The organism is Synechococcus sp. H70.1, assembly GCF_047502705.1.
GTDB lineage: Bacteria > Cyanobacteriota > Cyanobacteriia > Thermostichales > Thermostichaceae > Thermostichus.
Genome location: NZ_JANSIV010000069.1, coordinates 22,985 through 34,933 on the forward strand (window position 1 = coordinate 22,985; position 11,949 = coordinate 34,933).

Sequence of the window (11,949 nt, forward strand, 5' to 3'; positions counted from 1 at the left end):
AGCGCTAGAGCGCAGCTGCGCCACCCTGGCCTTCCTGCAAACTGGCTACAGCCATGAGCATGCCCCGCGCTTTGTTCAAACATTCTTGGTACTCCCGCTCTGGCTCGGAGTCAGCCACGATGCCTGCCCCAGCTTGCACGCTCACCCGGCCGCGGTGAACCAGCAGGGTGCGGATGGTGATGGCAGTGTTCAGTTGGCCAGCAAAGTCGTAGTAGCCGTAGGCGCCGGCATAGGGGCCGCGGCGGCACTTCTCCAGTTCGTGGATAATCTGCATGGCGCGAATCTTGGGGGCACCGGTCACCGTGCCGGCAGGGAAGGTGGCCCGCAGCAGATCCCAGGCGCTGTACTGAGGATCCAACTGCCCCACCACGTTGCTGACAATGTGCATCACGTGGCTGTAGCGCTCAATTTGCATTAGGTCGTCCACCTGCACGGATCCCAGGCGGCAGACCCGCCCCAGGTCGTTGCGGGCCAAATCCACCAGCATGACGTGCTCCGCCCGCTCCTTGGGATCTGCCAACAGCTCCTGCTCCAACTGGCGATCTTCGGCAGGGGTGGCGCCGCGGGGACGGGTGCCAGCAATGGGACGCACGGTGGCAATGCGCTCTTCCCCAACGCGGCTAAGCTTGACCATCACCTCCGGGCTGGAGCCGACAAGGCAGAGATCGCCAAACTGCAAAAATGCCATGTAGGGGGAAGGGTTAATGAGCCGTAGGGAGCGGTAGAGCTGGAAGGGATCCCCGGCAAAAGGAGTGGTGAAGCGCTGCGAGAGGACCACCTGAAAGATCTCGCCGGCGCGGATGTACTCTTTGGCCCGCTCCACTGCCTGGCAGTAGGCGTCGCGGCTGAGGGTGCTGGGAGGAATCTGATCCGGTAGGTGGGGCTTCCAGTTAAGGCTAAGGTGGGAGAGGGAAAGGGGGGCGCTAAGCTGTTGCACCAACGTTTCCACCCGCTGGCAAGCTTGGGCGTAAGCCTGCTCCGCCGGCTGCTGGCGCGTGTCGGCAAAGGCCACCACCCAGATCTTGCGCTTCACCTGGTCGAAGATGAGGATGCTGTCCACCTGCATTAGGATGGCGTCAGGAGGATCTCCCGGCTGCCAGGGATAGATAGGCACCCTAGGCTCAATCCAGCGAATGAGCTCATAGCCCCAGTAGCCAAAGAGCCCGCCAATGCTGCTGGGCAACTCCGGCAGGTGCACTGGCTTATAGGGCTGCAGGCAGCGGGCCAAGATGGCAAACGGATCCCCCTGGTGCTGCTCCTGCCGACCGTCGCGGTGGATTTGCAGGGCCTGGTCCCCGCGCACCTCTAGCACCCACTGGGGAGCGCAGCCGAGGAAGCTGTAGCGGGCCACCTGTTCCCCCCCCTCCACTGATTCCAACAGAAAGTTGTAGGGCTGCCCAGCGCAGACCCGGTACCAGGCAGAGACGGGCGTTTCCAAGTCCGCTACCCATTCCTGGTACACCGGGATGAAGTTGCCCTGGCCAGTGAGGGCAAGAAACTCTTTCAAGGGAGGGTAAACCATGGCCTGCAAGTTGGGATCTATCCCAGAGCGGATCCCTCTGACCTGCCCAGTTGCCCTAGGATCAGAGGCTACCGGGCTAAGGGCGGCTCTACCTTCTTTACTTTAGGAAATCTTGGCTATGCAAGTTCCATCGCAGATCCTCAGCGAGCGCCTGCGCTTTCAAGGCCACAAGTACACCTTTGTTAGCCAGCGTTTGCGCTTTCCCAACGGGACAGAGGGAGAGCGGGAGTACCTCATCCACCCCGGTGGCGTGGTGGCCGTGCCAGTGACTGCCGAAGGCAAGTTTGTCTGCATTCGCCAGTATCGCTTTGCTGTCGCCTCCTACCTTTACGAATTTCCTGCCGGTACTGTCGAGCCGGGGGAACAGCCGGACGAAACCATTCGCCGTGAGCTGGAAGAAGAAACTGGCCTGCGGGCTCACCGCTGGGATTCGCTCGGCCAATTTTATCTCTGCCCCGGCTATTCCAGCGAGATTATGTATGCCTATCTAGCGCGGGATCTGGAAGTGCTGGATTCTCCTCCCGCCAGGGATGAAGACGAAGACATTACTGTTGTCGAGTTTTCTCCTGATGAACTTACAGAAAGGGCCCGTTTTGGCCTCGATTTGGACAGCAAATCCATTGCCTGCTTTTGGCGGGCCCAACTGTTTTTGGCAGCAGAAAAGAGGACCCTTGCCAGGGGGAATGGGCCCTAGGCAGGGCAGCCAGTTCCTGTCCTGCTTAAACCTCCCCCCGCGGGAGAGGGGGTCACCTACAGCAAAGTAGCAGCATAGCGGGCAGCCCCCCTCAAACCCACCTGCTCGTTGACCACCACCTGCACCGACAGCTGCTCCAACAGTGGCCGCATTCGCCCCTTATCCAAAAAGGCTGCCAGAAACTCCCCCTGCCTCAACAGGGGCAAGAGCTTGGGGGCAATCCCACCGGCAAGGAAGAGGCCACCGCGGGGCAACAGGTGCAGGGCAAAATTGCCGACAGCCGCTCCGTAGAGGCCAATGAACAGCCGCAAACACTCCCTAGCGAGGGGATCCCGTCCCTCCAGGGCGGCATTGGCAATTTCAGCGGCTGGATCAATCCAACCGGCCCCCTTTTCCCAGGCGGCAATTTGGGCTAGCACTTGCTCCTCTCCCTGGGCCCAGCGACTATCCCGCAAAAACTGGTAGATGGCTACGATCCCCTGGCCGGAGACCACCCGCTCGGTGGAGACACGCCCGTATCGCTGTTGCAAGTACTGCAGCAGCTCCCATTCCTGAGGGGTGCGCGGGGCAAAGTCCACATGTCCTCCCTCGCTGGCATGGACCTGGTAGCCACCTTCTCCCCAGGTGAGGTAGGCCTGCCCCAGCCCTGTGCCCGCTCCAATGACTCCAATGGGCGCCCGCGGCTGCCGTTCCCCCGCTTGCAAAGTCTCCAGCTCCCCCTCCCTCAGCGCTAGCACGCCATAGCCTACGGCGCTGAAGTCGTTGATCAAAGCTAGGCGCGGGATCCCCAGCTCTCCGGCCAATTGGCTTGAGTGCAGGCTCCAGGGCAGGTTGGTGATTTTGGCCGTTTGTGGGCCCCCGTCCCCTTGCTTTTCCTCCATCACTGGGCCAGCCACAGCAAAGCAGGCAGCAACCGGTTGGGGATCTCGCCCCAGCTCCTGCCGCGCCTGGGCCAGAAACTCCAGCACCAGTGGGGTGAGGTGGGGATAGCTCTGGCTGGCGTAGCGGCGGTGGTAGAGGCTGTGATTGAGATCTTGGGCATCGAAGAGGCTGAGGCTGCTCTTGGTACCCCCAATATCTCCGGCCAACAGCAAGTCCATAGGATTTCTTCTAGCCAGCAGCTTCCTTTCCACCCTGCCACCTCTGGAGAGGCCCTGCCAACCTCAGGCCGCCTCGACCCGCCAAGATCCCTGCTGCGAGGGCTGCTAGGACCCACTAGGCGGAGGAGAGCGCAGAAAAGGTGCTATGTTAACTGCTGTGAAGTTTCTTAATATCGCGCTTTGCCTTCTCCACCTTTTTTACCCCTTCTTGCGGAAAAGCGTTTTGGATCCCTTAGGTCTCACCACGCCGTTGGAGGAGCGGCGGCTATGCTGGTGGGCCTACCCGTTTTTGTGGAAGCGCCCCTGGTGCGCTCTGCCCCTTGGCTGAGCTTGGCGATGGCTGTAGGCTGGCTGGGCCTTAGCTTGCGGCTCTACTCACGGCCCCGCACCCGCGTCTGGGGGGATCTGCTCTATGGCTTCACGCTGACTTGGCTAGCAGGCTCCCTCTACTGGGGCTGGCTGCGCTGGGAGCCCCTCTGGCACATGCCGGTGGAAGCTTTAGGGATCCCAATTGTCTGGTGGGGGGCACGGCAACGCTTTGCCCCCATCGGCACCTGGTTTTATCTCGGCTCCCTGTGGGGCACGGCAGTGACAGATCTTTACATTCACTTGCTAGGGCTAGGGCCGGAGTGGCGGCAGGCGATGCAGTTGGAGCGGCTGGAGCAAGCGGCCGTCCCCTTTAGGGCTGCACTCGACAAAATGGCCACCCCTTTGGGGATGGCTTGGGGCATTGGCTTGGGCCTTCTGCTCCTTGGGGTTGGCCTGGGGGTCATTCAGGGATCCCGGCGACTGCACCACTGGGCCTTTGCCGGAGCAGTGCTGAATACCCTGGTGGTGGATGGGCTGTTTGTTTGGGGGGCAGCCACGCTGCGCTAGGCGAGGTTACGACGCTGAGGCTCCAGAAGAGGGTGTTTCTGCTTCCTCAGGGGACACCTCTGACGGTGGCGCTGGCTGGGGCAAGAAATTGACGACTTCCCACCTCTTGCCACCGGCAGAGGCATAGGCCAACAGCCATTGCTCAGTTGGGCCCTGGGACTCTGCCTGTTTGACTTTTTGACGGGCCAAGGTGAGCTGGAAGGGATCCCCCTTGCGGCGGTAGGGGCGGCGGGATCCCGGTGGCTTCACAAGGAGGGTGTAGGTGCCGCTGAGGTGGTGGCCCTCCAGGGTTTCTCCTGAAGTCAAGAGCAAAGGCTCCCGGCGATCCCGCTGGATGCGGACATCCTGCACTTCCAGATGCTCTGCCAAGCGATCGCTGCCCACCAACGAGGCAACCGGCCCCGCCAGGTGAGTCAGCTGGTAGGCCAAGGCCTGTTGCACCACCGACTTGGGTGGTCTGGGAGCACAGCCTGCTAGGAGCCCCAACAAAACAATGGCCAGAAGACTCAGCCGGCAACGCCTGCAACTTACCGTGGCCCTTTCTTTTAGCATCTCCAACTCCCCACTGTCTTGGCCAAGCCCGCTAGACAACAGCAGCGCTGGGATGCTGCTTCAAGTACTCAGTATTGACCCCTGACTCGCGGGTGAGAGCCACTAGACCGGTGCGGGCAATCTCCCGAATGCCAAAGCTAGTCAACATCTTAATGATGGCCACCATCTTGCCTGGATCCCCGGTGACTTCCAACGTTAACGACTCTTCCGCCACATCCACAATGCGGGCCCGGAACATCTGCGCCACGTCCAGGATGGCAGAGCGGGTCTCAATGCTGGCATTGACCTTGACCAGCATCAGCTCCCGTTCTACACAGGGGACGTGGGTAATATCCGTTACTTTTAGAACCTCGATGAGCTTGTAAAGCTGCTTGGTTAGCTGCTCCACATCGTGCTCGTCTCCCTGCACCACCATAGTGATGCGAGAGATCCCAGGCCGCTCGGTGGGTCCGACGGTGAGGCTGTCAATGTTGAAGCCCCGGCGGGCGAACATGCCGGCAATGCGGGTTAAGACCCCGGGCTGATCCTGCACAAGAGCGCTGAGGGTGTGTTTCACGGCAGCCACAGAAGGAGGGGCGATGAGCTGGTACGAATTTTACGCCAATTTCGCAGCCGCCAGCCTAGGATCCCTCCTCATCCTCATAGTTGCCGCAAAGCCCGCTGGACCTGCTCTTGCAGGACCGGGTTGTGGCGCTGGCAGCCAAGGTGCAAGGCAGCTTGCCAACTGGCAATGGCTGTCTCGGGGTCTCCCATGTTCCGGTAAGCCAGTCCCCTTCCGTAGAGACCGTACTCGTCCGCAAGAGCAAGGGGATGGCCGCCGGCCTCTAGGCGAAAGGCCTGCTCGTAATCGTCGAGGGCAGCCTTGATCTCCCCCAGCTCGTAGAGAAGATTGCCCCTGAGGTAGAGGGCATAGGGCTGGCCGGGCTCTGCCTCTAGGCTGCGGCTGAAGTCAGCAATCGCTTCAAAATAGCGATCAGCCCAGGTGTAAGCGACGCCCCGCCAATAGTAATGGGCTGGCGAGGGATCCCAGCGGATGGCCTGGGACCAGTCAGCTACCGCTGCCTCCCACTCCCCCAGGTAGCCGTACACCTTGGCGCGGCAGGCATAGGCGGGCGCCCAGGTGGGATCGCGAGCAATTGCCTCATCCAAGTGAGCCAGAGCTGAAGGTAGAGATCCCTGCTGCAGGTACAGCTCAGCCAGGCGGAGATGGTGGGGAGGACGGGGCTGCAGCCGCACTAGCTTGGTCAACTCGGCGGTTGCCCCTTGCAGATCCCCTCGCGCTTGGCAGATGAGGCTGCGGTAGAAATAGGGCTCTGGGCGGTGGGGGAGCAACTGGGCCGCTTGGTCGAAGTCCGCCAGCGCCTGGGGAGGCTGGCCGAGCTCGAGGTGAACCTGACCCCGCAGGAGGTAGGCATTGGCTAGACGGGGATCCTGCTGCAGCGCCAGGCTAAGCTGCTGGATGGCCCCTAGCAGATCCCGGTTGAGCCACCGTTCGCGACCGCGGTTGTAGGCCAAGAGGGCTGGGCGGGTGAAGGCAGAAATTGCCGCTGCACTGGCCAGGCCCATCACCGCCAAGAGGCGATCCTGGCGCCAGCTGGCCAGACTCCCCAGCAGCAGGGTGGCAGCGATTCCAAGGCGTAGGCTGGCAGAGGCGTAGGCTTTGGGCATGGCGTTCTCAACAAACTCAGCCCTCCCCTAGCTTGCTACGACCTACAGCCCGCTGACCAGAAAAGAGCGCAAGCCTCGGCATTCCTGCCTGGGGCTATAGCTGTGGGGAGCTCCGCCGCCGAGAGTGCGGCGCAGCTTTAAATATCCCCTCGCCTCAGTAGGCCGTAGGCCTTGGAGTTGGGGCTACAGCTTCCCCCAGGCGCCCCGTGGGGGCTTTTCCTCTAGGTTGCCCCAGATTCGCGTTTCTTAGGCCCACTTGCTTGATGAGCAAAGGCCTAGGCTAGCGCCATCGTAGAGTTGAACCACGCGGCCTAGAAGCCCCCCGCAGGAGCCAAGGCTTGGACAACTTAGCCCCCTGCTGCGGCTTAGCAGGTCGGTCCTTATTGCGCAGGTCTTCGACAAAGACAGCTCTCTTGCAGCCGTCCTTGCTGCCGCTGCTACCAGCAAAAGGCTAGCGCGGCTGGCCAAAATCGTTGGCAAACTTTGCAAGAAGTGCAACTGCAAGCTAATCGAGCTCAGGGGGGAAGCAGCTCCCTTCCACCTACCTTTCAAACATCCGCTCTAAAGGGTAGCCGCCCCTCGCTAAAACGCTGGCCAGAAGAGAGGATGGGCGGCAAACTAACGGTGGTATCTACCCAAAGGCAGCAGTGGAGGACAAGTCGAGGGCCGGCTTGGGCCGGCAACCTCTACAGAACAGCCGGCAACTTGCCCGCTGGCGCCGCCACCGGGCTGAGGGAGCTCGCCTGGCGCGGCTTTGGGGGGATCAGATCCCAACAGGCCAACAACTGGACTTCCGCCTTGCGGTAGTGGGCTTGGCTTTGGCCATCGCCCTGATGGGAGTGGGGGCCCGTTTGGCCTATTTGCAACACCACCAGGGGCCAACCCTAAAGCAGCGAGCCGAGGCCCAGCAGCGGGCTCAGCTCCGACCCTTCCTCCCCCGCCGCTCGATTGTGGATCGCCACTCCCTTGCCCGCCAGCAGGCGGAGCTCTTGGCTGTGGATCGGCCCGTCTACACCCTTTGGGCCCACCCTCGCCTTTTTGGCAAGCGCACCCCCCAGGAGATTGCCACTGCTCTGGCTCCTCTGCTGCGGCGGCCAGTTGAGGAATTGACTCAGCAGTTGTCGGCTACTCACTCGGTACGGCTGGAGCGCTGGCTGGCCCCAGAAGTGGCGGAGCGAATTCAGGCCTTGTATCTGGACGGTCTGGAGCTGGTGAGCGAACGGCAGCGGGTCTATCCCCAAAAGGAGATGGCCGCTGAGGTGGTGGGCTATGTAGATCTGGACCACCGGGGCCAGGCGGGAGTGGAGTATTCTCAACAGGCACTGCTGGAGCGGAGAGTTCAGCCAGTTACCGTTCCTCGAGATGGCTACGGCCAGTTGTTGGCTGCTGAGGTGCCGGAAGGGCTGCTGCAATCTGGCGAGACGGTGCTGCAACTGACCCTAGACATGCGCCTGCAGCGGGCTGCCCGCGCTGCCCTGAAAACGCAACTGGAACGGTTTCGAGCCCTGCGGGGCACAGTGATTGTCCTCCAACCCCAGACGGGGGAAATCCTGGCGCTGGTGAGTGAACCTACCTACGATCCCAACCGCTACTTCGAGTACGACCCCGCCCTTTTTCGCAACTGGGCCGTCACAGACCTGTACGAGCCGGGATCCACCTTCAAGCCCATCAATATCGCTATTGGGCTGGATGCGGGAGCCTTCACTGCTGAGGAACGGGTTTACGACGCGGGGCAGATCTGGATTGGCCGCTGGCCCATCCAAAACCACGACTACCGCCAGCGGGGTGCCCATGGCTGGATAAGTGTTGCCGAGATTCTGCGCCTGTCTAGCAACGTGGGCATGGTGCACCTGATGCAAAAGCTAGATCCCCGCCAGTACTACCATGCCCTTCTACGGCTAGGACTCAATGAGCGCAGCGGTGTGGATCTGCCCTTTGAGCCCCCCAGTCGCCTGAAACCCCTGCGGCAGTTTCTAACTGTGCCGGTGGAGCGGGCCACCGTCGCCTTTGGCCAGGGGATAGCCCTCACTCCTCTGCAGTTAGCTACCTTGCACTGCATCATCGCCAACGGCGGATTAAAGGTGCGGCCCCATGTGGTGCGCGGCTTGGTGGAGAAGGATACCGACACCCTCGTTTGGGCCCCTCCCCAACTGACGCCCGTGCGGGTGTTGTCGGAGGAGGCCACGTTGGCAGTGCGCATCCAGATGCGGGATGTGGTGGACTTTGGCACCGGGCAATTGGCCAAGATCGAGGGGTATGAGATTGGCGGTAAAACGGGCACTGCCCAGAAAGTTGGGCCCCAGGGAGGCTACTTGCCCGGCAAGCGCATCACCAGTTTTGTGGCCTACTTCCCAGCCCTTCGGCCGCAGTATGTGATTTTGGCGGTGATCGACGAGCCTAAGGGGGAGGATGCCTTTGGCTCGACAACGGCAGCTCCCGTGGCTCGCTCGGTAATCCAGGAGATCATTGCCCTGGAAGGGATCCGCCCCAATTCCCCCTAGCCACCGCCACTGTCTAACTTGGCGCTCGCCAGCTGAGCTTGGCGTTAAGGTAGAAGTTCCAAAAGACCACAATGCCAATTGCCATTAAGTTAGCCAGCAGGTAGTGAATGCCTAGGTGCTCACTCAGCAAGATCAACAACGAAGAGTTAAGCAGCAGGCCAATTAAGCAAATAACATTAAACTTGACCAATCGCTTCAGACGATTCCAGAGGCCTGGCTGTAGCTGGGTGACATGGCGAAACGTCCACAGGTCATTCCAGAGAAAGTTGTTGAGAATGGCCACCTCAGAGGCAATGAATTTACTGATAGCCAGATCCCACCCTAAGTTGCTGGGATCGTGGAGCAAATACAGCAACGTCATATCCACAAAGGTGCCAGACAGGCCAACCGTGCTAAAGCGCAAAAAGGATCCCACCTGTCCCAGCGAGAAGCGCAGGTGGATGAGATGGTGGAGATACTGAAGACAGGTTTGCAGCTGGATTTTGCTCTCGCCGTTTTGGCGCTCCTGGAAGACGTAGCCGACTTCAGCAATGGTTTTCACCCGGCCCCGCGCCAGCACCTCGATCAAGAGCTTATAGCCCTTGGGACTGAGGGGGATCCCGGCAATGGCCTGGCGTCGGACCAGAAACAAGCCACTGAGCGGATCCGACACCCGCCTGAAGATCCCTGGCAGCAAAACCAGCCCGATGGCTTGAGCTCCCCGAGAGACGAGGCGCCGGCCCAAATTCCAGTGGCTCACTCCTCCCGACTCCACGTAGCGGCTGCCCACCACCAGGTCTGCTCCCTCTTGGATGAGGGGCCACAGCTTGAGGAGAATCTCCGGCGGATGTTGCCAGTCGCCATCCATCACCCCTAGTACCTCCCCGCGGGCAACTTGCCATCCCCGTAACACGGCGGTAGCCAGGCCCCGTTCCTGGTGGCGGCAGATAACCTGCAGTTGCGGGAATTCTTCTTGCAGTTCTTGGGCCACTTTGGCCGTGTAGTCGGGGCTATTGTCATCCACCACAATTAGCTCGTAGGCCCCAGGCAGGATTTTGTCCAGATGGGTACACACCTGCCGGATTAGGCTGCTTATGCTGGAGGCCTCGTTGTAGGTGGGGATGACCAGCGAAAGTTGCACAGGGCTGGGCTGAGACAGAGGCGGGATCTGAATAGGGGCTGCCGAAACTTGCAGCTGGTTGGACGAAGCAGGAGCTCCATGAGGCATTCAGCCGACCACCCCAAAAAACACCGAAAAGCATCCCAAGCAGGAGCTGGAGCGCGGATCCAGCAGAAATGCTCAGCTGCCTTGCTTGGCAAGACTGCTCCGCGCCACCGGCGCGCTAACGATCCCCTATCGTACCGAGGGATAACCCCTAGAGCTAGACGGCTCTCCACCTACCCAGCGCCTCTAGGAGGATCCCGGCGAAGGGGTGATCAATAGGGGCACCTCGACCTGGGCAGAGTTGGGCTCCGGCAGCGGTGGGGAACTGGGGTAGGGGATGCGCTCGTGGTTGGACTCTCGCCAAACTTCCACAAAGGCCTCGGCCACTACCTCCAGATCCTCGAGTGTCAAGCCACTGTCGACCAGTTGGCCATCCTGCCAACGGGCCTGGACAATTTTGCAGATAACAGCCTTGGCCCGCTCCAGCACCTCTGGGCCAAAGCCATCGCTCAGGGTCATGCTGCGCAGGGCCGCCTCACAGGCATCGGCCAGCATCACCACCCCTGTCTCCTTGCTTTGGGGGATCGGGCCATCGTAGCGGAAAGGCTGCTCAGGAACCGGCTGGCCTCCCGCTTTCAACTGAGCCTGATGGTAGAAATAGGCAATCAAGATCGTTCCCTGGTGTTCAGGAATGAAAGCCTGGACGGCGGTGGGCAACTTGTACTGCTTGGCCAGCCGCAGCCCATCGCTGACATGGGCCTTGATAATTTGAGCGCTGCGGTAGGGATCGTCCAGTTGCGTGTGGGGGTTGAGGCCGCCCATCTGGTTTTCGATGAAGTAGCGGGCCTGCAGCATTTTGCCAATGTCGTGGTAGAGGGTGCCTGTGCGCACCAGCTCCACGTTGAGATTGAGCTTCTGGGCCGCCCGTTCCGCCAAGGTGGCTACAAACAGGGTGTGCTGGAACGTGCCAGGGGCCTCTGCCGCCAGCCGCCGCAGCAGGGGGCGGTTGGGGTTGCTTAGCTCGATGAGACGAATGGGGGTGGCCAGATCGAACAGGCGCTCCAGGTAGGGGCTGGCTCCCAGGGCCACAATGCTCCACCCCAGCGTGATCCCCCCTCCCAAAGCCATGGCCAATAGGTCAAGGCTGCCACGGGTAGCCAAGCTGAGGGCTCCATAGGTTAGCATCTGCACTGCCGCCGCCCCTCCCCCCAACAAGGCCAGCTCTTCCCGGGAACGGGCCCGCCCAGCCAGGGCACAGGCCACTCCACTGGCAGAAAGCAAGGGCAGGAAGCCAAGCAAGGTGGCCTCAGCAACTAGAGGTAAAAACAACGCCTGGCCTACCACCACCACCAAGCCCAGCCCCGCCCCATAGAAGCTGCCCAGCAACAATCCCACCGCTGGTAGAGAGTTGAACTCCAGCTGGGACAAAGCCGCCGAGAGGGGCGCTGTTAAGGAAAGCAGCAGAATCAACAGGCGATCGCGGCGGCGCAATCCCGGCTTCAGGCGTCGCTGCAGCGGCACAAAGACAGCCAAGCCTAGACCCATGAGGCCAGCTACTCCCACGAGGCCCCAGCCGTTCATCCGGCGCTGGGTAAAGCCAAAGTGGTCCAGGATCAGAAACGCCTCAGGAGTAATGGGCTCGCCTGCCCGCACGATAACCTGGTTTTCCGCAACCGAGATCAGGACGGGCTCGACTTTTTCCAGCTCGGCACGAATCCGCTGCTCGGTGCGCTGGGGATCTACCTCCAGGTTGGGAATGAGCACCTGTTGCAGCCACTGATAGACCAGCCCCTGTAGCTCCTGCCGCTGGGCAGCGCTGCCGGGAAAGGTCAGCTCATCCAGTTGGGCTTGGATCCCTTCAGCCCGCACTTCGCGCGGCAGCCCATCCACAA

Annotated in this window: 10 protein-coding genes; 3 read left to right on the forward strand and 7 right to left on the reverse strand. The window is 61.2% G+C overall.

Going from position 1 to position 11,949, the window contains the following annotated elements:
* Positions 1-4: 4 nt before the first annotated feature.
* Complete coding sequence (trpE, locus tag NW827_RS04930; protein WP_414359480.1) at positions 5-1,522, reverse strand: anthranilate synthase component I; 1,518 nt, start codon at positions 1,520-1,522, stop codon at positions 5-7.
* 118 nt (positions 1,523-1,640) lie between these two features.
* On the opposite strand from trpE, the gene NW827_RS04935 reads away from it, so the two are divergent.
* Positions 1,641-2,216, forward strand: coding sequence for an NUDIX hydrolase (locus tag NW827_RS04935; protein WP_414403172.1), 576 nt, complete (start codon positions 1,641-1,643; stop codon positions 2,214-2,216).
* Positions 2,217-2,272: 56 nt separating this feature from the next.
* Here NW827_RS04935 and NW827_RS04940 read toward each other — a convergent pair whose 3' ends face one another.
* Entirely contained in the window at positions 2,273-3,316 is a 1,044-nt protein-coding gene (locus NW827_RS04940) for a glucokinase (RefSeq protein ID WP_414403171.1), read from the reverse strand.
* A 267-nt stretch (positions 3,317-3,583) separates the two neighbouring features.
* Here NW827_RS04940 and NW827_RS04945 point away from each other — a divergent pair, with 267 nt between their 5' ends.
* A complete protein-coding gene (locus NW827_RS04945) occupies positions 3,584-4,192 on the forward strand; it encodes a DUF3120 domain-containing protein (protein WP_414403170.1) in 609 nt (202 codons plus the stop codon).
* A 6-nt stretch (positions 4,193-4,198) separates the two neighbouring features.
* Here the strand turns inward: NW827_RS04945 and NW827_RS04950 are convergent, their stop codons facing one another.
* From NW827_RS04950 to NW827_RS04960, 3 genes are all read right to left on the reverse strand, one after another.
* Complete coding sequence (locus NW827_RS04950; RefSeq protein WP_414503400.1) at positions 4,199-4,744, reverse strand: hypothetical protein; 546 nt, start codon at positions 4,742-4,744, stop codon at positions 4,199-4,201.
* A 31-nt stretch (positions 4,745-4,775) separates the two neighbouring features.
* Positions 4,776-5,300: an acetolactate synthase small subunit gene (gene ilvN / locus NW827_RS04955; RefSeq protein WP_414360037.1), complete on the reverse strand. Its 525-nt coding sequence runs from the start codon at positions 5,298-5,300 to the stop codon at positions 4,776-4,778.
* A gap of 83 nt (positions 5,301-5,383) precedes the next feature.
* Positions 5,384-6,412 carry a tetratricopeptide repeat protein gene (locus tag NW827_RS04960; RefSeq protein WP_414403168.1) on the reverse strand — a complete coding sequence of 343 codons (1,029 nt, stop codon included), beginning with the start codon at positions 6,410-6,412 and terminating at the stop codon, positions 5,384-5,386.
* 647 nt (positions 6,413-7,059) lie between these two features.
* On the opposite strand from NW827_RS04960, the gene NW827_RS04965 reads away from it, so the two are divergent.
* Positions 7,060-8,913: a peptidoglycan D,D-transpeptidase FtsI family protein gene (locus tag NW827_RS04965; protein WP_414403167.1), complete on the forward strand. Its 1,854-nt coding sequence runs from the start codon at positions 7,060-7,062 to the stop codon at positions 8,911-8,913.
* Between the two features lie 13 nt (positions 8,914-8,926).
* Here NW827_RS04965 and NW827_RS04970 read toward each other — a convergent pair whose 3' ends face one another.
* Together NW827_RS04970 and NW827_RS04975 are read right to left on the reverse strand one after the other, a co-directional pair.
* Positions 8,927-10,120 carry a glycosyltransferase gene (locus NW827_RS04970; protein ID WP_414503401.1) on the reverse strand — a complete coding sequence of 398 codons (1,194 nt, stop codon included), beginning with the start codon at positions 10,118-10,120 and terminating at the stop codon, positions 8,927-8,929.
* A 183-nt stretch (positions 10,121-10,303) separates the two neighbouring features.
* Positions 10,304-11,949, reverse strand: a 1,646-nt coding sequence (locus NW827_RS04975; protein ID WP_414503402.1) for an HD family phosphohydrolase, incomplete at its 5' end; no start/stop codon positions are given.